Origin of the sequence: Pseudomonas sp. NPDC096950, assembly GCF_044762525.1 — a bacterium.
Taxonomy (GTDB): Bacteria; Pseudomonadota; Gammaproteobacteria; order Pseudomonadales; family Pseudomonadaceae; genus Aquipseudomonas.
This window is the reverse complement of record NZ_JBIWEL010000023.1, coordinates 1-25,738: the sequence shown is the minus strand read 5'-3', so window position 1 is coordinate 25,738 and position 25,738 is coordinate 1. Positions and strand designations below refer to the sequence as shown.

25 protein-coding genes are annotated in these 25,738 nt (G+C 60.6%); 11 read left to right on the top strand and 14 right to left on the bottom strand.

The features are described 5' to 3' along the window. Positions 1 to 264: 264 nt before the first annotated feature. The 4 genes from ACIQY3_RS26990 to ACIQY3_RS26975 all read right to left on the bottom strand — a co-directional run bounded on the left by ACIQY3_RS26990 (position 265) and on the right by ACIQY3_RS26975 (position 5,908). The gene (locus tag ACIQY3_RS26990; RefSeq protein WP_403025901.1) at positions 265 to 1,641 is read right to left on the bottom strand and encodes a M16 family metallopeptidase; all 1,377 of its coding nucleotides are present in this window, start codon (positions 1,639 to 1,641) and stop codon (positions 265 to 267) included. A gap of 153 nt (positions 1,642 to 1,794) precedes the next feature. Next, positions 1,795 to 3,453 (bottom strand): Na/Pi cotransporter family protein, encoded by a 1,659-nt coding sequence (locus ACIQY3_RS26985; protein WP_403025899.1) that lies wholly within the window; start codon positions 3,451 to 3,453, stop codon positions 1,795 to 1,797. Positions 3,454 to 3,747: 294 nt separating this feature from the next. Then, positions 3,748 to 4,515 carry a TerC family protein gene (locus ACIQY3_RS26980; protein ID WP_403025897.1) on the bottom strand — a complete coding sequence of 256 codons (768 nt, stop codon included), beginning with the start codon at positions 4,513 to 4,515 and terminating at the stop codon, positions 3,748 to 3,750. A gap of 85 nt (positions 4,516 to 4,600) precedes the next feature. Further along, positions 4,601 to 5,908, bottom strand: coding sequence for a CitMHS family transporter (locus ACIQY3_RS26975; RefSeq protein ID WP_054048056.1), 1,308 nt, complete (start codon positions 5,906 to 5,908; stop codon positions 4,601 to 4,603). A gap of 396 nt (positions 5,909 to 6,304) precedes the next feature. Between ACIQY3_RS26975 and ACIQY3_RS26970 the strand changes: the two genes are divergently transcribed. Then, positions 6,305 to 6,706, top strand: coding sequence for a GFA family protein (locus tag ACIQY3_RS26970; protein WP_403025895.1), 402 nt, complete (start codon positions 6,305 to 6,307; stop codon positions 6,704 to 6,706). On the opposite strand, the gene ACIQY3_RS26965 is transcribed toward ACIQY3_RS26970, so the two are convergent. Next, entirely contained in the window at positions 6,707 to 7,033 is a 327-nt protein-coding gene (locus tag ACIQY3_RS26965; RefSeq protein ID WP_403025893.1) for a DOPA 4,5-dioxygenase family protein, read from the bottom strand. An 83-nt stretch (positions 7,034 to 7,116) separates the two neighbouring features. On the opposite strand from ACIQY3_RS26965, the gene ACIQY3_RS26960 reads away from it, so the two are divergent. Further along, positions 7,117 to 7,782 carry an NAD(P)-dependent oxidoreductase gene (locus tag ACIQY3_RS26960; RefSeq protein WP_403025891.1) on the top strand — a complete coding sequence of 222 codons (666 nt, stop codon included), beginning with the start codon at positions 7,117 to 7,119 and terminating at the stop codon, positions 7,780 to 7,782. Between the two features lie 53 nt (positions 7,783 to 7,835). Here the strand turns inward: ACIQY3_RS26960 and ACIQY3_RS26955 are convergent, their stop codons facing one another. Continuing rightward, positions 7,836 to 8,786: a choline sulfate utilization transcriptional regulator gene (locus ACIQY3_RS26955; RefSeq protein ID WP_403025889.1), complete on the bottom strand. Its 951-nt coding sequence runs from the start codon at positions 8,784 to 8,786 to the stop codon at positions 7,836 to 7,838. Between the two features lie 114 nt (positions 8,787 to 8,900). Between ACIQY3_RS26955 and betC the strand changes: the two genes are divergently transcribed. The 3 genes from betC (at position 8,901) to ACIQY3_RS26940 (ending at position 13,065) form a co-directional block, all read left to right on the top strand. After that, the gene (betC, locus tag ACIQY3_RS26950) at positions 8,901 to 10,415 is read left to right on the top strand and encodes a choline-sulfatase (RefSeq protein ID WP_403025887.1); all 1,515 of its coding nucleotides are present in this window, start codon (positions 8,901 to 8,903) and stop codon (positions 10,413 to 10,415) included. Positions 10,416 to 10,431: 16 nt separating this feature from the next. After that, the gene (gene choX, locus ACIQY3_RS26945) at positions 10,432 to 11,352 is read left to right on the top strand and encodes a choline ABC transporter substrate-binding protein (RefSeq protein ID WP_403025885.1); all 921 of its coding nucleotides are present in this window, start codon (positions 10,432 to 10,434) and stop codon (positions 11,350 to 11,352) included. Positions 11,353 to 11,496: 144 nt separating this feature from the next. After that, complete coding sequence (locus tag ACIQY3_RS26940; RefSeq protein WP_403025883.1) at positions 11,497 to 13,065, top strand: SulP family inorganic anion transporter; 1,569 nt, start codon at positions 11,497 to 11,499, stop codon at positions 13,063 to 13,065. A gap of 100 nt (positions 13,066 to 13,165) precedes the next feature. On the opposite strand, the gene aroE is transcribed toward ACIQY3_RS26940, so the two are convergent. Continuing rightward, positions 13,166 to 13,987, bottom strand: coding sequence for a shikimate dehydrogenase (gene aroE, locus ACIQY3_RS26935; RefSeq protein WP_403025881.1), 822 nt, complete (start codon positions 13,985 to 13,987; stop codon positions 13,166 to 13,168). Positions 13,988 to 13,998: 11 nt separating this feature from the next. Then, positions 13,999 to 14,913 carry an oxygen-dependent coproporphyrinogen oxidase gene (hemF, locus tag ACIQY3_RS26930; RefSeq protein WP_403025879.1) on the bottom strand — a complete coding sequence of 305 codons (915 nt, stop codon included), beginning with the start codon at positions 14,911 to 14,913 and terminating at the stop codon, positions 13,999 to 14,001. 164 nt (positions 14,914 to 15,077) lie between these two features. Here hemF and ACIQY3_RS26925 point away from each other — a divergent pair, with 164 nt between their 5' ends. Next, the gene (locus ACIQY3_RS26925) at positions 15,078 to 16,055 is read left to right on the top strand and encodes an NADPH:quinone reductase (RefSeq protein WP_403025877.1); all 978 of its coding nucleotides are present in this window, start codon (positions 15,078 to 15,080) and stop codon (positions 16,053 to 16,055) included. 88 nt (positions 16,056 to 16,143) lie between these two features. Here ACIQY3_RS26925 and ACIQY3_RS26920 read toward each other — a convergent pair whose 3' ends face one another. From ACIQY3_RS26920 to ACIQY3_RS26910, 3 genes are all read right to left on the bottom strand, one after another. Next, positions 16,144 to 16,701, bottom strand: coding sequence for an L-threonylcarbamoyladenylate synthase (locus tag ACIQY3_RS26920; RefSeq protein ID WP_403025875.1), 558 nt, complete (start codon positions 16,699 to 16,701; stop codon positions 16,144 to 16,146). A gap of 54 nt (positions 16,702 to 16,755) precedes the next feature. After that, complete coding sequence (dprA, locus tag ACIQY3_RS26915) at positions 16,756 to 17,856, bottom strand: DNA-processing protein DprA (RefSeq protein WP_403025873.1); 1,101 nt, start codon at positions 17,854 to 17,856, stop codon at positions 16,756 to 16,758. Positions 17,857 to 17,935: 79 nt separating this feature from the next. Further along, positions 17,936 to 18,961, bottom strand: coding sequence for a LysM peptidoglycan-binding domain-containing protein (locus ACIQY3_RS26910; protein ID WP_403025871.1), 1,026 nt, complete (start codon positions 18,959 to 18,961; stop codon positions 17,936 to 17,938). Between the two features lie 167 nt (positions 18,962 to 19,128). Here ACIQY3_RS26910 and def point away from each other — a divergent pair, with 167 nt between their 5' ends. The 5 genes from def (at position 19,129) to ACIQY3_RS26885 (ending at position 23,861) form a co-directional block, all read left to right on the top strand. Beyond that, positions 19,129 to 19,635: a peptide deformylase gene (gene def, locus ACIQY3_RS26905; RefSeq protein ID WP_046056612.1), complete on the top strand. Its 507-nt coding sequence runs from the start codon at positions 19,129 to 19,131 to the stop codon at positions 19,633 to 19,635. A gap of 70 nt (positions 19,636 to 19,705) precedes the next feature. Beyond that, positions 19,706 to 20,665: a methionyl-tRNA formyltransferase gene (gene fmt / locus ACIQY3_RS26900; RefSeq protein WP_403025868.1), complete on the top strand. Its 960-nt coding sequence runs from the start codon at positions 19,706 to 19,708 to the stop codon at positions 20,663 to 20,665. Next, positions 20,662 to 21,972, top strand: a complete 1,311-nt coding sequence (gene rsmB, locus ACIQY3_RS26895) for a 16S rRNA (cytosine(967)-C(5))-methyltransferase RsmB (RefSeq protein WP_403025866.1) — start codon at positions 20,662 to 20,664, stop codon at positions 21,970 to 21,972. The genes fmt and rsmB overlap by 4 nt, the downstream gene beginning before the upstream one ends. A gap of 23 nt (positions 21,973 to 21,995) precedes the next feature. Beyond that, complete coding sequence (gene trkA / locus ACIQY3_RS26890) at positions 21,996 to 23,369, top strand: Trk system potassium transporter TrkA (RefSeq protein ID WP_054617161.1); 1,374 nt, start codon at positions 21,996 to 21,998, stop codon at positions 23,367 to 23,369. A gap of 177 nt (positions 23,370 to 23,546) precedes the next feature. Beyond that, the gene (locus ACIQY3_RS26885) at positions 23,547 to 23,861 is read left to right on the top strand and encodes a tetratricopeptide repeat protein (RefSeq protein ID WP_403025863.1); all 315 of its coding nucleotides are present in this window, start codon (positions 23,547 to 23,549) and stop codon (positions 23,859 to 23,861) included. Here ACIQY3_RS26885 and ACIQY3_RS26880 read toward each other — a convergent pair whose 3' ends face one another. From ACIQY3_RS26880 to tag, 3 genes are all read right to left on the bottom strand, one after another. Further along, positions 23,862 to 24,101 carry a PilZ domain-containing protein gene (locus ACIQY3_RS26880; protein WP_403025861.1) on the bottom strand — a complete coding sequence of 80 codons (240 nt, stop codon included), beginning with the start codon at positions 24,099 to 24,101 and terminating at the stop codon, positions 23,862 to 23,864. Between the two features lie 72 nt (positions 24,102 to 24,173). Then, positions 24,174 to 25,061: a lysophospholipid acyltransferase gene (locus ACIQY3_RS26875; RefSeq protein ID WP_403025859.1), complete on the bottom strand. Its 888-nt coding sequence runs from the start codon at positions 25,059 to 25,061 to the stop codon at positions 24,174 to 24,176. Between the two features lie 40 nt (positions 25,062 to 25,101). Then, a complete protein-coding gene (tag, locus tag ACIQY3_RS26870) occupies positions 25,102 to 25,659 on the bottom strand; it encodes a DNA-3-methyladenine glycosylase I (RefSeq protein ID WP_403025857.1) in 558 nt (185 codons plus the stop codon). Positions 25,660 to 25,738 lie beyond the last annotated feature (79 nt).

Below are 25,738 nucleotides of genomic sequence, written 5' to 3'. Positions count from 1 at the left end.
TCGGCGGTTCACACTATTCGTAGGAAAAATCCTCGACAGGGTAGCGCCGAGGGCCTTCTGTGGCGATCACATTTAGGCAACCACAAGACCAGAGCGAATGATGACCTGTGGCGAGGGAGCTTGCTCCCGCTGGGGTGCGAAGCGCCCCTAAAACCATTCACCGCGATTCGTCAGGTCAACCTTGCCAGCCGGTATTACGACTGCTGCGCAGCCGAGCGGGAGCAAGCTCCCTCGCCACAAAATCTCCAGCGCCATCAAATACGGTTACTTCCTGCGATGAACACGCCAGGCGAGCAACCCAAGAAGCACCAACCCGAACACCCCGGCAATCGCCCACAACAACTGGTCATCACTGATCAACGGCTTCTCGATCCGCAAATACCCCGGCTGCAGCAGCAACTCGCGCATGGCCTTGTTCGCTTCTTCCAAAGTCACGCCTTGCAGTTCCTTGGCCGGGTCGGTGAAGCGGCCGTCCTCGTAATCGCCCAGGGCACCCCAATAATAATCGGCCAGGGCGCTGTTACCTTGAACGGCCCACGACTGACGGGCGATGGCGGCTTGCTTGAGGCGGTCGAACGTCTCGACATCGAGGCCGTTTTTGAGCAGCTCGGCTTTCATGTCTTCCAGCACTTGCTCGGCTTCGGCGACGTTTTCCCGCTCAAGGTCGGCGTTCAGGCTCATGAAGCCGACACTGCCGAACAACTCCCGCTCGGCCCAAGGGCCATAGGACAAACCATGGGCCAGGCGCATCTGGCGATACAGCGCCCAATCCAGATAATCCTTGAGCAGGTCGAAAGTCTGGTCGGGCACGTCTTCCAGCACCGGTTCCGGCACCAGCCAGTGCAACTTGGCACCGCCGCCGACAAAACCGTGAATCAGACTGCGTTCGTGGGCGGCGCTGGCGTTGATTTCCGGCAGCGGCAAATGATCGGTGGGGTCGACCGCTTCAAGCGCACCATAAGCCCGTTCCAGATAGGCCGGCAGCAGTTTGTCGAGATCGCCGACCACGATCAGGGTCATGTTGTTGGGCGCGTACCAGGCCTTGCGCACCGTATCCAGTTGCTCGCTCGTCAGGTGACCGACTTCGGCACGCTCGGGGCATTTGAGGCCCAGTTCCACGGCGAGCTGATTGCTGGCGGTGTGGCCCAGGTCCTGACGATCCATCCAGCGCTGCAAGTGCGAGTAATGGCCGCCGTCCTCGCGCTCGACCACTTGCTTGGCGGCGTTGATCGCGTTGTCGTCGATGCGGGTCTGGGTCAGCAGCGCCAGCAGCAGGTCGAGGACCTTGCGCTGGTTTTTCGCCGGGGCTTCGATGACGAACGTGGTGTCGGCGTTGCTGGTGTAGGCGTTCCATTCGCCGCCCAAAGCCTGCATGCGCTCCTCCAAACCACCTTCGCCGCTCGCGTCGATACCGCTGAACAGCAAGTGTTCGAGCAAGTGCGGCAGCTCTTTGTCAGCGCATTTGAAGTCATCGAAACCGACGCCAACCACCAGGCGAATCGCCACATGCCCGCGATCGGTGCCGGGCTTGAGCAACAATTGCAGGCCGTTGGGCAGCGCATAGCCTTCGACCTGGAAACGGTCCAGGGCGAACGAAGGGAATGAACCGAGCAACAGACAGGCGAATAACAGGCAACGCATAACGAGCTTCCATACGGCTGATTGGAGATCCGTGTCGTCAGTCAGGGCCTCTTCGCGAGCAAGCCCGCTCCCACAAGGTAAATGTGGGAGCGGGCTCGCGAAGAGGCCTGAATGGCTGAACCACTGTTACTGACTGACCACAACCCCAGACGTTCAAGGCGAATGCGTGATGTCCGCCAAATCGTCAGCCGCCAGCGCCCCGGTATCGGAGGTTTCCAGGACCGCGTAGGCGCTGCTGCAAAACAGCGAATTCAAGCGTTTCATGTCGGCAATCAGCTCCAGGTGCAGCGAACTGGTTTCGATACTTTGCACGATCTTACGTTGCAATCGGCTGACATGCGCATGGGCCAAGCGGCGTTCCTGTGCGCGAAAGCGACGTTTCTCCCGCAGCAACTGACGCGCGCTTTCCGGGTCGCTGCTGAGGAACACCGACAACCCGAGGCGCAAATTGGAGATCAACTGACTGTGCAGCCCCGCCAGCTCTTCCAGGCCCACCTCGGAAAACGACCGGCGTTGCGAGGTCTTCTGCTGCTGGACCTTGCGCAGCATGCGTTCGATCAGGTCGCTGGCGAGTTTGAGGTTGATCGCCAGTTCGATGATTTCCGCCCATCGCCGACTGTCCTGATCGCTGAGGTCTTCCCGGGGCATCTGCGCCAGGTAGAGCTTGATCGCGCTGTAGAGCGCCTCGACGTCATCGGTGAGACGGCGCATTTCCTGGGTCACGGCAGTCTGTTTGCCGTGCAGTACGTCGAGCATGGCTTCGAGCATGTTGTCGATCAGGTCACCGATGCGCAGGGTTTCCCGGGCGGCGTTGGCCAGCGCCAGACTCGGGGTGACCAGCGCAGTGGCGTCGAGGTGCCGGGGCTTGGCCATGCCGTTGAGTTCCGGACGTTCGGGCAACAGCCACGCGCAAAGCTTGGCCATCGGTCCAACGCTCGGCAGCAGGATCAGGCAGCGCGCGGTGTTGTAGAGCAGGTGGAAGCCGATGACCATTTCCTGAGAGCTGAAATCCAGGCTGTCGATCCAGTGCACCAGCGGGTCGAGTACCGGAATGATCAGCAGCAGGCCGATCAGTTTGTACAACAGGCTGCCCAACGCCACCTGACGACCGGCCGCGTTTTGCATGCTGGTACTCATGAACGCCAGCACGCCGCTGCCGATATTGGCGCCGATCACCAGGCCAATGGCGACTGGCAGACTGATTACGCCGGCACCGGCCAGGGTCGCGGTCAGCAATACGGCCGCCAGGCTGGAGTAGGAAATCATCGCGAACAGCGCGCCGATCAGGGCATCAAGCAGGATGTCACCGGTCAGGGACGCGAAGATCACCTTCACCCCTTGGGCGTGGGTGATCGGTGCGGCGGCTTCGACGATCAGTTGCAGCGCCAGGATGATCAGCCCCAGGCCGATTGCCACCCGGCCCATCTGCCCGACCCGCGTCTGTTTACGCGACAGGAAGAAAATCACCCCGAGAAAGATCAGCAGCGGTGACAGCCACGACAGGTCAAACGTCAGCACCCGCGCCATCAGCGCCGTACCGACGTCGGCGCCGAGCATGGTGGCCAGGGCCGGGGTCAGCGCCATCAGGCCCTGGCCGACGAAGGAAGTAACGAGCATCGCCGTGGCGTTGCTGCTCTGGACCATGGCGGTCACGACGATGCCGGCGACGAACGCCAGCCCACGCTTGGACATGTTCTGGCCAATCACATGGCGCAGATTGGAACCGTAGACCCGCAGGATGCCGGTTCGGACGATGTGCGTGCCCCAGATCAGCAAGGTCACGGCGGAGAGCAAATTGAGCAGGGTCAGCATGCTGGGCCCCCTGTGGTGGTAGCGTCCCAAAGGGACAAGTTGACGGTACCGCGCGACGTTCTACGTTCTGTACTTAAGCTGTAGTTGGCTAACGGTCTGGGCGCCAGCATCGCATAGCTAAAGAAGTGATTGAAACAAAACTGTCATAAAAACAGCTTGATGCAATTGCACAAACCAATGTGGGAGCGGGCTTGCTCGCGAAAGCGTCGTATCAGGCGACATGGATGTCGACTGATATTCCGTCTTCGCGAGCAAGCCCGCTCCCACAGGGTACGCAGGGCTACAGCAATCGGGTTACTGACCCGGAATGTCCTTACGCAGTTTCACCGGGTCCTGCTGTTTCTTCTTTTTCGCAATCGCGGTGCGCATCTTGATGTTGATCGCTTCCACCGCCAGCGAGAACGCCATGGCGAAGTAGACGTAACCTTTTGGCACGTGCACATCGAAGGATTCGGCAATCAGTACCGTACCGACGATCAGCAGGAACGACAGCGCCAGCATTTTCAGCGATGGGTGCTTGTCGATGAATTCGCTGATGGTGCCGGACGCCCACATCATCACCAGCACGGCGACGATGATCGCGGCGACCATGACCGGAACGTGGGACACCATGCCGACGGCGGTGATCACCGAGTCCAGCGAGAACACGATGTCGATGATCGCGATCTGGATGATCGTGTAGAGGAAGTTGCCGCCCTTGCCACCCGGCTCTTCGTTGGTTTCGTCTTCGCCTTCCAGCGCGTGGTACATCTCTTGCGAGCTCTTCCACAGCAGGAACAGACCACCGAAGAACAGAATCAGGTCACGCCCGGAAATCCCCTGGCCGAACACTTCGAACAGGTCGGCAGTGAGGCGCATGACCCAGGTGATCGACAGCAGCAACAGGATCCGCGTGACCATGGCCAGGGCCAGGCCGAAAATCCGGGTGCGCTGCTGCATGTGCTTGGGCATGCGGCTGACCAGGATCGAGATCATGATGATGTTGTCGATGCCCAGGACGATCTCCAGGGCGGTCAGGGTGAAGAAGGCAACCCAGATTTCAGGGTTGGTCAGCCATTCCATGTGTATTCCTTTGAGCGAGTGTTAAACCACGAAGGGCCCGGGCTTCAAACCGCAAAGCCTGGACCCGTCGTGGTGAGTCTTGGGCTTATAGAGTGCTGAATACCGGAAAGATCCCCATCAGCAACGCTGCAACCAGTATGCACATGCACACCAACACTGCCCACTTGAGGGTAAAGCGCTGGTGGTCACCAAATTCGATACCGGCCAGGGCCACCAACAGGTAGGTCGATGGAACCAGCGGGCTCAGCAAGTGGACGGGCTGACCGACGATCGAGGCACGTGCCATTTCCACTGCGGTTATACCGTAGTGACTGGCGGCTTCGGCAAGTACCGGTAACACGCCGTAATAAAATGCATCGTTGGACATGAAGAAGGTGAACGGCATGCTCACCAGCGCTGTGATCACGGCCAGGTACGGGCCGAGGAAATCCGGGATCACCGCCAGCAGGCTTTTCGACATGGCATCGACCATGCCGGTGCCCGACAGGATACCGGTGAAGATACCCGCCGCGAAGATCAAGCCGACCACCGCCAGCACGCTACCGGCGTGGGCCGCGACGCGGTCCTTCTGCTGTTGCAGGCAAGGATAGTTGACGATCATCGCGATACTGAACGCCACCATGAACAACACCGGCAGCGGCAACAGGCCGGCGATCAGGGTGCACATCAGGGCAATGGTCAACGCGCCGTTGAACCAGATCAGCTTCGGACGACGGGCATCCGGGAACTGGGAAACGCTGATTTCGCTGTGGTCCACTTCGTCGCCGGCCAGGTGCAATTCACCCAGGCGAGCACGCTCGCGCTTTCCGTAGAAGTAGGCAATCGCCAGGATCGCCACGACACCGGCCAGCATTGCCGGAATCATCGGGACGAAAATGTCGGACGGATCCACATGCAACGCACTCGCGGCACGGGCCGTCGGGCCACCCCACGGGGTCATGTTCATCACGCCGCCGGCGAGGATGATCAGGCCGGCCATGATCCGCGGGCTCATGCCGATGCGGCTGTAGAGCGGCAGCATGGCGGCCACGCAGATCATATAAGTGGTCGCGCCGTCACCATCGAGGGAGACAACGAGCGCCAGAACGGCGGTGCCGACCGAAACTTTCAACGGGTCGCCCTTGACCAGTTTGAGGATCTTGCGCACGGCCGGATCGAACAGGCCGGAGTCGATCATCAGGGCGAAGTACAGAATGGCGAACATCAGCATCACGCCGGTCGGCGCAAGCTTGGTGATGCCTTCGAGCATCATCGGGCCGATCTTCGGCGCAAAGCCGCCGAACAGGGCGAAGATGATCGGGATAATGATCAGGGCAATCAGCGCGGACAGGCGCTTGGTCATGATCAGGAACATGAACGTGATGACCATGGCAAAGCCAAGGAAAGTCAGCATGGGAATACTCCAGGCGTAGCGCGGCTAGGGAATGGGCGAACCGGGTGGGGTCAGCGCAGAACGGGAAGCACAAGGCGTACGGGCGGAGTTGCAGCGAAGCGGCGGGTAGCAGAGGACATCAGAATCACCATTGTTGTTGTTAATTGGGCCGTGCGAGCGATAAAACACAGGCATTGGCCAACCGGTCTGTTGCCGGTAGTGGGGCGATCCTAATGGGGAAAGCTTTCATCAAGCTTTCGTTGCTGAAAGCATTGACCGGGCGTGCAACCGGTCGTCGGACGGAAGGTAAGCCGAGTTGAAGCATTCGCGAGCAGGCTCGCTCCCACAGGGGTACGCATTCCAATGTGGGAGCGAGCCTGCTCGCGAAGCGGTCAACACTGATGAGGAGTGAACACCATGCGCAAAATCCATACAGGCGGCTGTCATTGCGGACATCTGCGCTATCAATTCAGCGCTCCATTGCACGACATCGCCCACTGCCATTGCTCGATTTGTCGGCGGGTCAGTGGCGGCATCGTGACCACTTGGATCACCGTGCCCGCTTCAACGTTCGAATGGAAGGGCGGGATACCGGCGCGGTACGACTCTTCCGAACATTGCGCGCGATATTTCTGCCCGACCTGTGGGGCGCAGGTGGCGCTGATCACGCAGCTCAGCCCAGAGAGCATCGACCTGACTATCGCCACGCTCGATCATCCGGAAGACGCCCCGGCCGACCGGCACATCTGGACCGACAGCCGCTTGCCCTGGCTGCACCTGGACGAACATTTGCCCGGTGAAGCCGAGGAAATCATCTGATCAGAAAATAGACAGGTTCAGCGGGCGGATCGCGCCCATCCACACCGCGTGTTCGGTGTGGTCGAGCAGGTCATCACCGGTGTCCGGGTGCAGGAACACCACCAGGCCGTTGCGATTGAGCACCAGCCACGGCAGCACTTCGCCGATGAGTTCCGGGCCGAACGCCAGTTGGCAGCTCCAGTCCGGGTGCGGGCCGACCGGGCGTTCGTGTACGCGACCCATTTTCAGCGGGAACAACGTTGCCGCCTGCTCACACAAGGCCCGGGCCTGGTCGATGGTGGTGGCGTCGAAATAGACGTGGGCGTGGTAGCCCGTGATCTGTTGCATTTGAACCTCTCGAAATCCCGGTCGAACCCTCACCGTTTCCTACAGGTCACACGCCATATAGGTAGGAAACAAGGAACCCAGCCATGAAAAATGCCGAAACCCCGGTGGTGAAAGTGGTGCTCTATGGTGCCATGAGTAGCCTGGGCAGTGCGCTGATGGCTGAAATGCTGCGGCGCCAGCATGAAGTGATCGCGATTCTCGATGACCTGACGGCGCTGGCGCCACGACCGGGTCTGCGTACCAAGAACGGTGATCTGTTTGACGCTGAACGGGTCAAGCAAAGCGTGGCCGGTGCTTCAGCGGTCATCTGTTTACTAGACGCACCAGGGCTGCCGCTCAACAGCGAACAGGTGGAAAAAACCATCGTGCCCGGTCCGGTCGAGCAGGTTTTGGCGGTGGATGCGCTGATCGACGGCATGCAGGCCGCCCACATTGGCCGGTTGTTCGTGGTGGGGCATTTTGAAGAGCTCGACGAGCCAGAAATAGAGGACGACTTACAGCGCCACGCAGCCGAAGAAATCCTCGATGCCCTTCAAAACAGCGGATTGCAATGGACCCTGGTGGATGCCCCGCGCGGGGTGGCCGGGTTGACCATCGAGCATTTCAGTCAGGTCAGCAGCAGCCTGGAGACGGGTCTGGCCGAGCCGCTTGAGCGGTTGAACCGGGTCGCCGTCGGTATCGCTGATGAGTTGCGGTTGAATTTGCATCTCGGTGAGCATGTGAGTTTTGTGGCGGCGTCGGAACCGTAAAAGCTCGTGGCGTTCTCCCGTAGGAGCTGCCGAAGGCTGCGATCTTTTGCTTTTCAAACCGCAATCGAAGGAAACGGCAAACCGGTCAGCGACTGCGCGCTGCTGGCCTGTTCCGCCATCAACCAATCCACAAACTGCTGAATCAACACGCCCCGGCGTTTGCGTTGGGGCAACACCACGTAATAACCCAACCGGGAAATCACCGTGTCGGCAATCGGTCGACACAACAACCCCTGGGCCAATAAGTTATCCACAAGGTGCCGCCAACCAATCGCCACGCCCTGGCCGCCAATCGCGGCCTGGATCAACAAGGTGTAATTGTCGAACCGCAGTTGCCCCGGCGCTGGCGCTGAAGTGATCCCCAGTTCCCGGAACACGCCGCTCCAGTCGAACCAGTTGCTGCTGTTCTCACCGCGCAGATGCAGCAGCGGCAAATCGAGCAGGGACTGAACCGGCAGGGGCAGGGCGCGATCCTTCAATAACAGCGGACTGCACACCGGAAACACTTCCTCGCTAAACAGCCAATGGCTTTCGCCCTGTTTAAAGCGCCCGTCGCCGAACAGCACTGCCACGTCGATATCGGTGCGCAACATGTTGTGATTGCGTTCACTGGTGACGAGGCTGACATCCACCTGCGGATTCGCTTCATGAAAGCGGTGCAGGCGCGGCATCAACCAATAGGCGGCGAAGGCGAAATCCGTGGCGACTTGCAGCACTTCGTGGGATTGCTGTGCGCTGATCGCGTTCAATCCAGCGTCGATATTCTGCAAACCGAGCTGAACCTGCTCGAAAAGGATCATTCCCGTCTCGGTCAGTTCGATACCGCGATAGATCCGGTCAAACAGCCGAGTGCCCAGCTGTTCCTCCAACCGTTTGATCTGCTGGCTGATCGCCGGCTGCGTAGTGCCGAGCTCCACCGCCGCAGCGGTAAAGCTATGCTGGCGCGCCGCCGATTCGAAGGCACGCAGCAGATCGAGGGACAAATCACCGAGGGCGTCATACATAAGCTGTGCTTATCCTAGTCATTGCCTTGCGTGGGCTTTACCACAAAGAGCATGGCCTACATGCTCGGTCGCAGCACTCTCGCATAAATATTCACTATGGAATGCCGCGATCACATGAAGCGCAAGAATATTCTTTTCATCATGGCCGATCAGATGGCCGCGCCAATGTTGCCGTTCTACGGCCCTTCGCCCATCAAACTCCCGAATCTCAGTCGCCTCGCCGCCGAAGGCGTGGTGTTCGACGCCGCGTATTGCAACAGCCCGTTGTGCGCGCCGTCGCGGTTTACCCTGGTCAGCGGGCAATTGCCGAGCAAGATCGGCGCCTACGACAACGCGGCCGATTTCCCCGCCGACGTACCGACTTATGCCCACTACCTGCGTCGCCTCGGCTACCGCACCGCGCTGTCGGGCAAGATGCATTTCTGCGGCCCGGACCAGCTCCACGGCTATGAAGAACGCCTGACCAGTGACATCTACCCGGCCGACTACGGCTGGTCAGTGAACTGGGACGAACCAGACGTGCGCCCGACCTGGTACCACAACATGTCGTCGGTGCTGCAAGCCGGGCCGTGCGTGCGCACCAATCAGCTGGATTTCGACGAAGAGGTGGTGTTCAAGGCCCAGCAGTACTTGTTCGATCACATTCGCGAGGATGGCGATCAGCCGTTCTGCCTGACTGTGTCGATGACTCACCCACACGACCCGTACACCATTCCCAAAGCATTTTGGGATATGTACGACGACGCCGATATCCCGTTGCCTACAACGCCCGCGCAGACTGAACTCGACCCGCATTCCCAACGTTTGCTCAAGGTCTACGACCTGTGGGACAAGCCGTTGCCTGTGGATAAGATTCGCGATGCCCGCCGTGCGTATTTCGGCGCGTGCAGCTATATCGACAGCAACGTCGGCAAACTCCTGCAAACGCTCGAGGAAACCGGGCTGATCGATGACACGATTATTGTGTTCTCCGGCGACCATGGCGACATGCTCGGCGAGCGTGGCCTCTGGTACAAAATGCACTGGTTCGAAATGGCTGCCCGCGTCCCCCTGTTGATCAGTGCACCGGGGCAGTTCGGGCCGGGGCGGGTCAGCGCAGCGGTGTCGACGGCGGATCTGCTGCCGACCTTCGTCGAACTGGCCGGCGGATCGCTGGAGCCGGGGTTGCCGCTGGATGGCCGCTCGCTGGTTTCGCACCTGCAAGGGCAGGGCGGTCACGACGAGGTGTTCGGCGAATACATGGCCGAAGGCACCATCAGCCCGTTGATGATGATTCGTCGCGGCGCTTACAAATTCATCTACAGCGAAGACGACCCGTGTCTACTCTTCGACGTACACAACGATCCGCGTGAACAGGAAGAACTCAGCCAGTCGCCGCAACATCGCCAGCTGTTCGACGATTTTCTCGCTGAAGCCCGGGCCAAATGGAATATTCCGGCGATCCACCAACAGGTCCTCGAAAGCCAACGGCGCCGGCGTTTTGTTGCCGACGCCCTGACGATCGGCAAGCTGAAGAGCTGGGATCACCAGCCGCTGGTAGACGCCAGTCAGCAGTACATGCGCAACCACATCGACCTTGATGATCTGGAGCGCAAAGCACGTTATCCACAACCCTGCCAAAACCAATAATGTGAAGGGGAAGTCCATGCAAAGGTTATCCACAGTACTGACAGTCGGGCTTCTGGCCTTGGGCAGTGCATCGGTTTACGCCGATCAGAGCTGCGAGACGGTGAAAATGGCCGATCCGGGATGGAGCGACATCGCCGCGACCAACGCCATCACCGGGTTTCTGCTGGACGGCATGGGCTACAAGGCCAAAGTCGACACCCTCGCGGTGCCGATTACCTTTGGCGGTTTGAAGGATGGTCAGGTCGATGTGTTTTTGGGTAACTGGATGCCGGCGCAGCAGGGCTTCTATGACAAGTTCGTCGCCACCGGTGACGTCACGCAATTGGCGAAGAACCTCGATGGCACAGAGTTCACCCTGGCGGTCCCGGATTATGTGTGGGACGCGGGTGTGCATAACTTTGCCGACCTGAATAAGTACGCCGACAAGTTCGACAAGAAGATCTACGGCATCGGATCCGGCGCCCCGGCGAATATCTCGTTGCAGGACATCATCAAGAAGAACGACTTCGAACTCGGCCAGTGGAAGCTGATCGAGTCCAGCGAGCAGGCAATGCTGGCTGAAGTGTCCCGCGCCGTGAAGAAACAGAAGTTCGTGACCTTCCTCGGCTGGACCCCGCACCCGATGAACGTGCAGCTGAAAATGCATTACCTGAAGGGCGGCGAGAAATACTTCGGCGACACCGGCGCGGTTTATACACTGACCCGCAAAGGTTATGCACAGGCCTGCCCGAATGTCGGCAAGCTGCTTACCAACCTGAGTTTCACCCAGGAAATGGAGAACAGCATCATGGCCGAGGTGGTAAACAAGAAAGTCAGCAATGCTGACGCGGTGAAGGCGTGGATCAAGGCCAATCCGGCGGTATTGGATAAATGGCTGGATGGCGTGAAGACCGTGGATGGCAAGGATGCATTGGGGGCAGTCAAAGCCAAGCTTTAACCCCCATGTGGGAGCGAACTTGCTCGCGAATGCGGTGTGTCATTCAACATTGATGTCGACTGTCCTGCCGCATTCGCGAGCAAGCCCGCTCCCACAAGGTCTCGTCCTGCTACCCTCTGCGCAAACTCCCACCCGAGAGGACCCATGGCCTTCCCCAGCCGCCATTCACTCTTCCCTTTTCTGACCTGGTTGCCGCGCCAGACCCGCGCCAGTGTCGGCCGCGATTTGATCGTCGGCCTCAGTGGCGCGATTCTCGCGTTGCCGCAATCCATTGCCTACGCGCTGATTGCCGGTCTCCCACCGGAATACGGTTTATACGCCGCGATCATCCCGGTACTGATCGCCTGCCTGTGGGGTTCGTCGTGGCATCTGATTTGCGGTCCTACGGCGGCCATTTCCATCGTCCTGTACGCCAGCGTCAGTCCTCTGGCCGTGCCGGCGACCCAGGACTACATCACGTTGATCCTGCTTCTTACACTGCTGGCCGGCATTTTCCAGTGGTTGCTGGGCATGCTGCGGTTCGGCGCGCTGGTGAATTTCGTCTCGCACTCGGTGGTGCTAGGTTTCACCCTCGGTGCGGCGGTGGTGATCGCCATCGGGCAAATGCCGAATCTGTTGGGGCTGGACTTGCCCAACCAGGCCACGGCGCTCAACAGCCTGATGACCTTGCTCACTCACCTTGGGGCTGTGGATAAACCGTCGCTGGTACTGGGCCTGGCCACGGTGGTGGTCGGTATTGTTCTGAAACTGCTGCTGCCACGCTGGCCGACGCTGTTGATCACCCTGGTGTTGAGCGGTTTGCTGGTCTGGCTTTGGCCTGCGATGTTTGGCCATGTGAAATTGGTCAGCGCATTTTTCGGACGGTTACCGCCCTTCAGCGCGGTGCCGCTGGATCTGGAGTTGATTCTGCGCCTGCTTCCTAGCGCGGTGGCGGTCGGCATGTTGGGACTGGTTACCAGCCTGTCGATTGCCCGCTCCTTGTCGGCCCGTTCGCAGCAGTTGCTCGATGCGAACCAGGAAGTCCGCGCCCAAGGCTTATCGAACATGGTCGGGGCGTTTTTTTCCGGGTCGCTGTCAGCCGGTTCCTTTACCCGCTCGGGACTGAGCTACGAAGCGGGCGCCTGTTCGCCGCTGGCCGGGGTGTTCTCGGCGTTGTGGGTGGCGTTGTTCGCGATCTTCGGCGCCGGGTTGATCGCGCACATTCCGATCCCGGCCATGGCCGGCAGCATCCTGTTGATCGCCTGGGGGTTGGTGGACCATCGCGGCATCCGCGCCTTGCTGCGGGTCAGCCGCGCCGAATTTTTGGTCATGGCCCTGACCTGTGTCGCCACATTGCTGCTGGAATTGCAGACGGCGATTTATGCCGGGGTCCTGGCGTCGTTGTTTTTCTATCTCAAGCGCACTTCACAACCGCGAGTGCAGCATTGGCGCGACGGAGATGAAGACGTTCTGCGGGTCGGCGGCTCGATCTTCTTTGGCGCCAGCCACTACCTGCAAGTGCGCCTGCAACGGATGCACGGCACGCGAGTGGTGATCGAGGCGCAGCAGATCAACTTCATCGACTATTCGGGTGTGGAAATGCTGCACCAGGAAGCGCGGCGGCTACTGCGTCAGGATCGCAGCCTGACCCTGCGCGGCGCGCGGCCACCGGTGGTGGAGGAATTGAGGAAGCTGGAAGGGGCGCAGAAGTGCCCGATCCGGTTTGAGGATTGATCCGAAAGGGTGTTGAGGCCATTCGCGAGCAAGCCCGCTCCCACATTGGATTTGCAGACTCCACAGATCCAATGTGGGAGCGGGCTTGCTCGCGAAGCTTTTAAAGCGCCAGCTGCCGACGCAATTCAGCCAACACCGGCGCCGTATCCGGGCGCACTCCGCGCCACAGGAAGAACGCTTCCGCCGCTTGCTCGGCCAGCATCCCCAACCCGTCCATCACCACCACCGCGCCGTGTTCGCTGGCCCAGCGGCAGAACGAGGTCGGTTCCTTGCCGTACATCATGTCGTAGCACAACGTCCTGCCCGGTTCGATCAAACTTCCGGCAATCGGCGGTACATCGCCTGACAGACTGGCGGACGTCGCGTTGATGATCAGGTCCACCGGCTCCTGCAACCAGTCGAAACCGCTGGCGGACACCGGCCCCAGATCAGCAAACAGTTGCGCCAGCAACTCGGCTTTTTCCACCGTGCGGTTGGCGATGATCAGCGACGCCGGTTGTTCCGCCAGCAATGGTTCCAGCGCACCACGCACCGCGCCGCCGGCCCCCAGCAACAGGATGCGTTTACCCTTGAGGCTGAAATGGGCGTTGACCGTCAGGTCCCGCACCAGTCCGGCGCCGTCGGTGTTGTCGCCCAACAACGTACCGTCGGCCAGTTTGCTCAGGGTGTTGACCGCGCCGGCCCGTTGCGCCCGCGCCGTCAGGCTGTCGGCCAGGCGATAGGCGTCTTCCTTGAACGGCACGGTGACATTCGCCCCACGGCCTTCAACGAAAAATGCCCGGGCAAAGTCGGAAAAGTCATCGAGCGGCGCCAGCGAAGTGCTGTAGTCCAAATGCTGCCCAGTCTGCTCGGCAAACAGACGATGAATCAGCGGCGACTTGCTGTGGCCAATCGGGTTACCGAATACGACATAACGATCCATCAGGATTCCTCTCAGGCCTTGGCCAACCAGTCGCGATCTTGCAGGAAGTACTCGGTCAGGCGCGCTTCTTCGCTGCCCGGTTCGGCTTTCCAGTCGTAGCCCCAACGCACTTGCGGCGGCAGGGACATCAGGATCGACTCGGTACGCCCGCCCGATTGCAGGCCGAACAAGGTGCCACGGTCGTAGACCAGATTGAACTCGACGTAACGACCACGGCGGAATTCCTGGAATTCACGCTGCTGGGCGGTGAACGCATCGTTCTTGCGGCGCTGAACGATCGGCAGGTAGGCCTCGATGAACGCGTCACCGATGGCGCGCATGAAAGCGAAGCTGGTGTCGAAGTCCCACTCGTTCAGGTCATCGAAAAACAGACCGCCGATGCCCCGAGGCTCGTGGCGATGCTTGATGTGGAAATAGGTGTCGCACCAGGCCTTGTAGCGTGGATAAACGTCCGGCCCGAACGGCGCGCAGGCTTTTTCGGCGACTCGGTGCCAGTGCACACAATCCTCTTCATTGCCGTAGTAAGGGGTCAGGTCGAAGCCGCCGCCAAACCACCAGACCGGTTCTTCACCTTCTTTTTCAGCGATGAAAAAGCGCACATTGGCGTGGGACGTCGGCACATGGGGGTTGTGTGGGTGCATCACCAAAGACACGCCCAACGCTTCGAAGCCGCGCCCGGCCAATTCCGGCCGATGAGCGCTGGCGGACGGTGGGAGACCGCTGCCAAAGACGTGGGAAAAGTTGACGCCGCCCTTTTCGATCACTGTGCCGTTTTCGATGACCCGGGTGCGACCGCCACCGCCGGCAGGGCGGGTCCAGGCGTCTTCGACGAAGCGCGTGCCGCCGTCCTCGATTTCCAGAGCGGCGCAAATGCGGTCTTGCAGGTCGAGCAGGTAGGCTTTTACGGCCTCGGTGCGGGTCGTCATGTCATCACCTTGAATCGGGCAAAACTACGCGGCGCGCCATGGGAGCAGGGGCCGGCGCAAATGGGCGCGTAGCATAACATTGCTGTCATGCCTGCCGCAGTTGACGGGGATCAAGCTTAGGAGTCCGATAGGGAGCTTCGTAAAAAGACATTAGGAGAAGGCAGATGGCAAAGCGTATTCAGTTCCGCGCCCATGGCGGCCCCGAAGTACTCGAGTATGTCGATTACCAACCCGCCGAGCCGGGCCCGCACCAAGTTCGCGTCACCAACAAGGCCATCGGCCTGAACTTCATCGACACTTATTTCCGCAGCGGCCTCTATCCGCCGCCTGCCTTGCCGTCGGGCCTGGGCTCGGAAGGCGCGGGCGTGGTGGACGCGGTGGGCAGCGACGTCACTCGCTTCAAGGTCGGCGATCGCGTGGCCTACGGCAGTGGCCCGTTGGGAGCCTACAGCCAGGTTCACGTCTTGCCGGAAGCCAATCTGGTGCTGCTGCCGGACGCCATCAGCTTCGAACAGGCTGCCGGCGTCATGCTCAAGGGCCTCACCGTGCAGTACCTGTTGCGTCAGACGTATGAACTCAAGGGCGGCGAAACCATCCTGTTCCACGCGGCGGCGGGCGGTGTCGGTTCCCTGGCGTGCCAATGGGCAAAGGCGTTGGGCGTGAAGCTGATCGGCACCGTCAGTTCAGCGGAGAAAGCCGCACTGGCCAAGGCCAATGGCGCCTGGGCGACGATCGATTACAGCTACGAAAACGTCGCACAACGGGTGCTGGAATTGACTGACGGGAAAAAAGTCCCGGTGGTGTACGACGGTGTAGGCAAGGACACCTGGCTGACGTCGCTGGACAGCGTCTCGCAAAGAGGCCTGGTGGTGAGCTTCGGCAATGCGTCCGGTGCGGTGGACGGGGTGAACCTGGGGATTCTGGCGGCGAAAGGTTCGCTGTACGTGACCCGGCCAACCCTGGGGACTTACGCCAACAACGCCGAGAACTTGCAGCGCATGGCGGATGAACTGTTCGAGATGATCATCAGTGGCAAGTTGACGGTGGACATCAGCCAGACGTTTCCATTGGCTGAAGCGGCGAAGGCGCAGACCGAGATGTCGGCACGGCGGACCACCGGTTCGATTGTTTTGTTGCCCTGACAGACGCCTTCGCGAGCAGGCTCGCTCCCACAGGGGAACGTATTCCAATGTGGGAGCGAGCCTGCTCGCGAATGGCCGCGCCGCGGTATCAGCCCTGGCGCACCACATGCCCGGTCGCCAGGTCCCGAATCACACTCGGGTTCTTGCGCCCGCCCAGATTGCCGCCCAGCACCAGATCCAGCTGCCCGCGGAAATACTGCTCGATGCGAATCCGTGTACGCGCCGCCGGCCGACCCTGTGGGTTGGCAGAGGTGGACACCAATGGCCCGACCAACGCACACAAGTCCCGCACCAACGGGTGATCGCTGACCCGCAGCGCCACGGTTTCATGCACGCCGGTAATCCATTGCGGCAACTGATTCTGGTGCGGCACCAACCACGTGTTCGGCCCCGGCCAAGTGCTGGCCATGCGGTCCAACCACAGTTCCGGAAAATCCTCGAAGAGGAAGTCGAACTGGCGGATGTTGTCGGCCACCAGGATCAGGCCCTTATCCACTGACCGGCCCTTGAGCATCAGCAGACGATCCACTGCCTCTTCGTCCCACGGGTCGCAACCCAGGCCCCAGACGGCTTCGGTTGGGTAGGCAATTACCGCTCCTGCGCGAATTGCTTGTGCGGCTTGTTGCACCCGCCAGCTGTTGACCATGAAAAACTCTCCGGAATAAGGCTCTGCGCAGTTTACCGATCTTCCTTATAAAACCTAGCTCACCCGCGCAAACCAGCGTCCGCTTTCGCACACCGCCCGGCCATCCATTTCCAGTTCCGTCAACGCCGCCAGCACTTTGGGCAAAGTCCAGCCACTGCTGAGTGCCAATGCTTCGCTGGTGTGGGGCGCGGCGTGCAGCAACATCAGCAACGGATGCGTCACCTGCGGTGTTTCAGTGGACAACGGCAACTGCTGCCAGCCGCGCAAGGCTTCAAGGATGTGCTCGATGGTTTCCACCAGCATTGCGCCATCGCGGATCAGTTGATGACAGCCCTTGGCGCCAGGGTGATGTATCGATCCGGGAATCGCATAAACCTCGCGACCTTGCTCCGCTGCCAGCCGGGCGGTGATCAACGAACCGCTGGCGACACTGGCCTCGACCACCAGCACCCCAAGGGATAAACCGCTGATGATCCGGTTGCGCCGGGGGAAGTTGCTGGCGGTCGGGCCGGCGTCCAGCGGGAACTCCGAAAGCACCGCGCTGCCCGAGGCAATCATGGCGTCCGCCAGTCGTCGGTTGCGCTGTGGATAAAACTTTTCAAGTCCCGTGCCAAGTACCCCGACCGTTCGCCCGCCAACATCCAAAGCGGCCCGATGCGCGGCAGTATCAATGCCCAGGGCCAGGCCGCTGGTAATGACGAATCCGGCACCGGCCAGGGTGCGGGAAAACGCAGCGGCAGTGTCCATGCCCGGCCTCGATGCGCGGCGACTTCCGACCATCGCCAGTTGCGGTTTTTCCAGAATGCCCGGATCCCCGGCGGCAAATAACAGCGGCGGTGCATCGCTGATTTCCGCCAGCAACGCCGGGTACTCGGGCTGGTCCCACATCAGCAAATGCTGGCCCGGACGCTCTAGCCAGGCCAATGCATGGCTCGCGCCGTCGCGGACTTCGCTTGCACGTCGCGCCTCGGCACTCGCCGCTGGCAACCCCAGCGCACGCCAGGCACTGGCCGGCGCGCTGATGGCTTTTGACGCCGAGCCGAAGGCTTCGAGCAGTTTTTTAAATCGCGCCGGCCCCAGGTCGGGCAAGCGATGCAGACGTAAACGCGCCTCCAGTTCCGCAGGGGAAACCGGGGTAAAAGCAGAGAGCGACATGGATCATCCTTGATCGTTATGAGCCCCGTTCAAACGGGAATAAGCTGTGGATAACTCTGTTGGTAACTTGTGGAGCAGGCTAAGGATTTCGCACCTTGTCCAGCACGGCCAATGAGCGCGATGCGTTGAGGACCAACCCGTAACTAAGTTTGTCGTAAGTGCGGAAAACCATCAGCAAACCGGCGCGCTCATCAGGGATTTTCAACGGCTGGCCGGTGACCCGGTCGCGTACGGTTTCACCGGTCTTCATCACCACCAGCACGTTGCCTTCGGCTAATCCGTCCCGTTGCCCCTTGTTCAGCGTGACCACGTCCATTGCGCCAATCTGCGTGACGCCCCGTGGCACATCGATGATCAGGCCGTTGATGTCGGTTTTCGGCGCGCTGGGCATAAAGGTCGAATTGATCGCTCGTTCTTCGCCGCTGAACAAACGGTCGCCGAGGCGCACTTCCTGGGTGGTGCGTTGCAGCGCCAGGGTGGCGACATCGCCTTCGGTCGCGACAATTTCGCCGCCGCCAATGTCGTCGGCGTTGATCCCCAGGAACTCCTTGCTCTGCGGATCGGTGTAGACCTTGCCCTGGCGGAAGATGCCGTACACCGGCTGGTTCGGGTCGAAATGCCCGCGGGCGAAGATGCGGTCACCGGTGCCGCTGAGTACCCGTTCGGCATCGCCGGCGACAATGTAGGGCGCCTTGTCGAAGTCCTCGACCTTGTCGACGATGCGGTTGCTCAGCAGAAAACTGTTGATCGATTGCAGTGGAATGCTCGGGATCGCATCGGCCACCGGGCTGCTGCGGATCCGTGGCGAGAGCTTGATGGTGCCCCGGGATTCGCCGCGATTGAGGGTCAGGCGCGGTTGGCCGTTGACGTAAGTCAGTGTCAGCAAATCACCCGGATAGATGAGATTGGGGTTCTGGATCTGCGGATTGACCTGCCACAGCTCGGGCCATTTCCACGGTTCACGCAGGAATTTGCCGGAGATGTCCCAAAGTGTGTCACCCCTTACCACTGTGTATTGCTGCGGAAAACCTTCCTTGAGTTGCACTTGCCCGTGCGCCAAACCGGCCGAGGCCAGAAGGAGCAAGGCGAGTAGTGATTTCCTCATGCGGTGAATCCCTTTATTATGTGCGTTCGCGTAAAACGCCAGAGCCCCCGTGGCTCGCTCCTGGCTCTTGTCAGAGAAAGGAGCTACGTTTTACAACGGTAGCCTGCATCTTCGGACCCGCCAGGCCATCGACCCGACTTTACCTCACATGTGCAGCAATTAAGCTTATGGCCATTTTAGACATCCTCGAATTCCCCGACTCGCGCCTGCGCACTATCGCCAAACCTGTGGCCGTAGTGGACGACGAAGTGCGTCAGTTGGTCGATGACATGTTTGAAACAATGTATGAAGCGCCAGGCATCGGCCTCGCCGCGACCCAGGTCAACGTGCACAAACGTATCGTCGTGATGGACCTCTCCGAAGACCGCAGCGAACCGCGGGTGTTCATCAACCCCGAGTTCGAAACCCTGACGGACGAGATGGAGCAATACCAGGAAGGCTGCCTCTCTGTGCCGGGCTTCTACGAAAACGTCGATCGCCCGCAGAAGGTCAAGATCAAGGCCCTGGACCGCGACGGCCAACCTTACGAACTGATCGCCGAAGGCCTGCTGGCCGTGTGCATCCAGCATGAATGCGACCACCTCAACGGCAAGTTGTTCGTCGATTACCTGTCCAATCTCAAACGCGACCGAATCAAGAAGAAACTGGAAAAGCTCCATCGCCAGAACGCTTGATGCCCTCCTTTCAAAGGCTTGCTGCGGCAAGCCTTTTTCTTTTGCGACTGCTTTGTAATAGAGAGTTTCCATGACTGAGCCACTGCGCATCGTCTTTGCCGGCACCCCGGAATTCGCCGCCGAACACCTCAAGGCCCTGCTCGCCAACCCTTACGAGATCGTCGCGGTCTACACCCAACCGGACCGTCCGGCGGGCCGCGGGCAAAAACTGATGCCGAGCCCGGTCAAGCAGTTGGCTCTGGAAAACAATATCCAGGTTTTACAGCCGCCGACCCTGCGCAATGAAGACGCCCAGGCTGAGCTGGCCGCACTGAAACCGGACTTGCTGGTAGTGGTCGCCTACGGCCTGATCCTGCCGCAAGCGGTGCTGGATATTCCGCGCCTGGGTTGCATCAACAGCCACGCCTCGCTGCTGCCACGCTGGCGCGGTGCGGCGCCGATCCAGCGCGCCGTCGAAGCGGGCGACAGCGAAAGCGGCGTGACCGTGATGCGCATGGAACTGGGCCTCGATACCGGGCCGATGCTGTTGAAAGTCACCACGCCGATCACCGGCGAAGACACCGGCGGCAGCCTCCACGACCGTCTGGCGGAAATGGGCCCGCCTGCCGTGGTTCAAGCGATTGCCGGTCTCGCCGCCGGCACGCTGGAAGGCGAAGTGCAGGACGACAGCCTCGCCACCTACGCGCACAAATTGAACAAAGACGAAGCACGCATCGACTGGAGTCGCCCGGCGGTTGAGCTGGAACGCCTGGTCCGCGCCTTCAACCCATGGCCGATCACCCACAGCACCCTGAACGGCGAAGCGCTCAAAGTATTGGCCGCGAACCTCGCCGAAGGGCAGGGCGCACCGGGGGAAATCCTCAGCGCCAGCAAGGACGGCTTGATCGTCGCCTGCGGTGAGCAGGCCTTGTGCCTGACCCGCCTGCAATTGCCCGGCGGCAAGGCGCTGAACTTCAGCGATTTGTTCAACAGCCGTCGTGAGAAATTCGCCGTCGGCACCGTGCTCGGTCAAGTGGCGGACGCTCAATGAACCCGCGTCTGGCCGCCGCCAAGGCACTTGCCGCAGTCCTGAACGGAAAAGCCTCGCTCAACAGTTCATTGCCGACGCAAATGGACAAGGTCGAAGACCGCGATCGCGGCTTCACCCAAGACCTGGCGTTTGGCACCGCGCGCTGGCAGCCGCGTTTGTCGGCGCTGGCGGCCAAGTTGTTGCAGAGGCCGTTCAAAGCCGCTGATGCCGATGTCGAGGCCTTGTTGCTGGTTGGCCTCTATCAACTGCTCTACACCCGCGTCCCGGCCCACGCCGCCATCGGCGAAACCGTCGGTTGCGCCGACAAGCTGAAAAAGCCCTGGGCCAAAGCCTTGCTCAACGCCGTGCTGCGCCGCGCCCAACGGGAAAGCGAAGCGCTGCTGGCGGAGCTGGAGCACGACCCCGTGGTGCGCACCGCCCACCCACGCTGGCTGCAAAAATCCCTGAAGGCATTCTGGCCTGAGCAGTGGGAAGCCATTTGCGCGGCGAACAACGCGCATCCGCCGATGATTCTGCGGGTCAACCGTCGTCATCAGACTCGCGATGCGTATATCGGCTTGCTGAGTGAAGCCGGCATTGCCGCCAGCCCCTGCGTTTACAGCCGCGACGGCATCATCCTCGACGCTGCCGCCGATGTGCGCAGCCTGCCGGGCTTTGCCGAAGGCTGGATCAGCGTGCAGGACGAAGCCGCGCAACTGGCCGCTGACTTGCTGGACCTGGCGCCGGGCCAACGGGTGCTCGACGCCTGCTGCGCGCCGGGCGGCAAGACCTGCCACATCCTTGAAGCCGAGCCTGCATTGGCTGGCGTCGTGGCCGTGGACCTGGAAGCCAAGCGCCTGGTGCGGGTGCGGGAAAACCTCGCACGCCTGGGCCTGAGCGCCGAACTGATCGCCGCCGACGGCCGCGACACCGCGAACTGGTGGGACGGCAAACCGTTCCAGCGCATCCTGCTGGACGCGCCATGCTCGGCCACCGGCGTGATCCGTCGTCACCCGGACATCAAGTTGACGCGCCAGCCTGACGACATCGCCGCACTCGCCGTGCTTCAGGGCGAGTTGCTCGACGCCATGTGGATAACTCTGGAAGTCGGCGGGATTCTGCTTTACGCCACCTGCTCGACATTGCCGACCGAGAACACCGAAGTCATCGAAGCCTTCCTCGCCCGCACGCCGGGCGCCCGTGAGCTGGACCTCGCCACGACGGCCGGGATCAAACAGCCCCATGGTCGCCAATTGCTGGCCCAGGAGGGTGGTCACGACGGGTTCTACTACGCCAAGTTGATCAAGATTGCCGCCGCGCGCGGTTAAACGGATTTCAAGGGAGTGACTGGATGAAAATCATCATCCTCGGCGCGGGGCAGGTCGGCGGTTCGCTGGCGGAACATCTGGCCAGCGAAGCCAACGACATTACCGTGGTCGACACCGATGGCGAACGCCTGCGCGACCTCGGCGATCGGCTGGACATCCGCACCGTGCAGGGCCGCGCGTCGTTCCCGACCGTGCTGCGCCAGGCCGGCGCCGATGACGCCGACATGCTGGTCGCCGTGACCAACAGCGACGAAACCAACATGGTTGCCTGCCAGGTTGCTCACACCCTGTTTCACACCCCGACCAAGATCGCCCGGGTCCGCGAAGCCGCGTACCTGACCCGCGGCGGGCTGTTCAACAACGACGCGATCCCGGTGGACGTGTTGATCAGCCCGGAACAAGTGGTCACCAATTACATCAAGCGCCTGATCGAACACCCCGGCGCCTTGCAGGTGATCGACTTCGCCGAAGGCAAGGCGCAACTGGTGGCGGTGAAGGCTTACTACGGCGGGCCATTGGTGGGTCAGCAACTGCGGCAGTTGCGCGAACACATGCCCAATGTGGAAACCCGCGTCGCAGCGATTTTTCGCCGTGATCGACCGATCCTGCCCCAGGGCGATACGGTTATTGAGGCCGATGACGAAGTGTTTTTCATCGCGGCCAAGGCGAATATTCGCGCGGTGATGAGCGAAATGCGCCGTCTCGATGAAACCTACAAACGCATCGTCATCGCCGGTGGAGGGCAGATCGGTGAACGCCTGGCCGAGGCCATCGAAAGCCGTTACCAGGTGAAGATCATCGAGATGAACCCGGCGCGCTGCCGCTACCTCTCGGACACCCTAGACAGCACCGTGGTGTTGCAGGGCAGCGCGTCGGACCGCGACTTGCTGCTGGAAGAGAACATCGCCGACGCGGATATCTTCCTGGCCCTGACCAACGATGACGAAGCGAACATCATGTCGTCGTTGCTGGCCAAACGACTGGGCGCGAAGAAGGTGATGACGATCATCAACAACCCGGCCTACGTGGATTTGATCCAGGGTGGCGACATCGACATCGCCATCAGCCCGCAACTGGCGACCATCGGCACCTTGCTCGCCCACGTGCGCCGTGGCGATATCGTCAGCGTGCACTCACTGCGGCGCGGGGCGGCGGAAGCCATCGAGGCGATTGCCCATGGCGATGCGAAGTCGAGCAAGGTAATTGGCAAAGCCATCGAGAACATCGGTTTACCGCCGGGCACCACGATTGGCGCGATCATTCGTGATGAACAAGTGATCATCGCCCACGACGACACGGTGATCGCGGCGGGGGATCATGTGATTCTGTTCCTTGTGGATAAAAAGCATATTCGGGATGTGGAGAAGTTGTTTCATGTCGGGTTGAGCTTCTTTTGATCCAGCATTTGCGTTGACTGGACTGACCTCTTCGCGAGCAAGCCCGCTCCCACAGGGGATCTCGGTCGTACACAAAACTGTGGCCACTGAATATCCACTGTGGGAGCGGGCTTGCTCGCGAAAGCAATCTCACAGAATCAGATGAACCCCTGACACACCTCAACAAGGAATCCACCGATGATCGAATCCCTGGAAAAAATGCTCGCCAAGGGTGTGGATAACTCATTGCTGCGCTTCGGCTTGGGCAAGGGTTATCTTGATCTTGGGGACAACGCCAAGGCGGCCGAGCATTTCCAGCGCTGCGTCGAGTTCGATCCGAAGTATTCGGCGGCCTGGAAGCTGTTGGGCAAGGCGCATCTGGCGTTGACGGACTTTGCAGCCGCGCGTCAGGCGTGGGAGCAAGGTCTGGAAGCTGCCCGCGCCCATGGCGACAAGCAGGCAGAGAAGGAAATGACGGTGTTTCTGAAGAAGCTTGAGCGTCAAGCCCACTGATCAGAGATAGCGCAGGCCAATCCCTTCGGCATCCACCAACACCACTTCCATGCGGACTCGCGGCGCGCCTGTGGGTAAGTCCTGCACCTGACCATAGACCACCGCGCCCTTGGGCAACGCTGACAGGCTAGGATGCTTGACGTAGACACCCGTCGTCGAAAGATTGCGAGTCTGGCCAAGGCATTCGCCGAAGCTTTCGTGGCTGATCTTGATGCGAAATGATTTGCGGAGTTCGGACATCTTCTGCGCCCTTAAATGAACGGTTGTGGATAACCTTGGCCGCAAGGTTATCCACAGATCATGCCAATCGACTCAATACCAGCGTTCTTCACCCGGTGGACGCTTCTTGAAGCGCTTCATGCTCCACATGTACTGGCTCGGATACGCCCCGACATAGCGCTCCACGACTTTGCTCATCGCGGCGCAGGATGTCTCGGTATCCGTGCTGTACATGGCTTCCGGCGCAGCTTCGAGGATGACTTTGTACCCTGAACCGTCCGGCAGTCGCAGGGCATGCAGGAACACGCCGACCGCTTTGCCGCCCGCCAACATGTTTGGCACGAATTTGCTGGTCAGCGCCTGGGTGGCGAAGAACGGCACGAAGATCCCGGCGGATTCGGCCGGTTCCGGGTCAGCGGGGATGCCCACTGCACCACCTTTGCGCACTTCCTTAATCACACTGAGGATGCCTTCCTTGGTGGAGGCCGCCACGCGGTTGCCCAATTGCACCCGTTGCTTGCGCAGCAAATCGTCCACCGCTTTCAACTTCGGCGGCCGATAGAAAATGATCGGTTTGCACTGGCTGCAATAGAAGTGGTTCAACACTTCCCAATTGCCCAGGTGGCTGGTGATGCCGACCACGCCTTTGCCGGACGCCAACGCGTCCTTCAGCACGTCGAGGCCTTCGACTTCGCGCACCAGGTCGATGGAACGCTGGGCCGGCCAGATCCACGCGCAGGCGCTTTCAGTCAGGGACTTGCCGATGTCCTTCAGGCTCTGGCCCACCAGACGCTCGCGTTCGGCGGCGTCCATGTCCGGGAAGCACTTGGCCAGGTTGATCCGCACCACGTCGCGGGAACGGTTGGGGGTTTTCCACATGACCCAGCCAATCGCCGAGCCCACCGCTTGCACTGCTCGCCACGGAAGCAAGGCAAACAGCCGCAGAGCGCCTACCAGCAAGGCGCCTTTAAACTTATCCACAGGTCACTCCTGATCTTGTGCTGTGTGCGAGGCGGCCATTCTAACCGCCGTTCGCCAGCGTCGCGTAGCGATCGCAATCCCGGGTGTGGTCCATGACCATGCCCGAGGCCTGCATCAGCGCATAACAAATGGTCGGGCCGACGAAGGTGAATCCGGCCTTTTTCAGGCCTTTGCTCATCTCCACGGCGACCGGCGTGACCGCCGGCACTTCGCTGCGATCCTTGAAATGATTGATCACCGGTTTGTCGCCGACGAAGGACCAAAGAAACTTCACCGGGTCCTCCAGCGCCAGCCAAGCCTGGGCATTGCGCCGGGCCGCGTTGAGTTTGAGGCGATTGCGGATGATGCCGGGGTCGAGCATCAATTCATCGATTTCGGCGTCGCTCATCTGCGCCACGCGCTGTACGTCGAAGCCGAACAGCACCTCGCGATAACGCTCACGTTTGCGCAGCACGGTGATCCATGAGAGGCCGGCCTGGAACCCTTCGAGCAAAAGCAACTCGAACAATCCCTGCGCATCGCGTAGCGGCGTGCCCCACTCCTGATCGTGATAAGCCATGTACAGCGGATCTTCGGAACACCAAAAGCAGCGTGGCATAAGGCTCCAGGGGGCGTGCGCAGCAACGAATCGGGTATACTCCCGCTCTTTAAATCGCAGCCCAAGAAACAGTTGAATT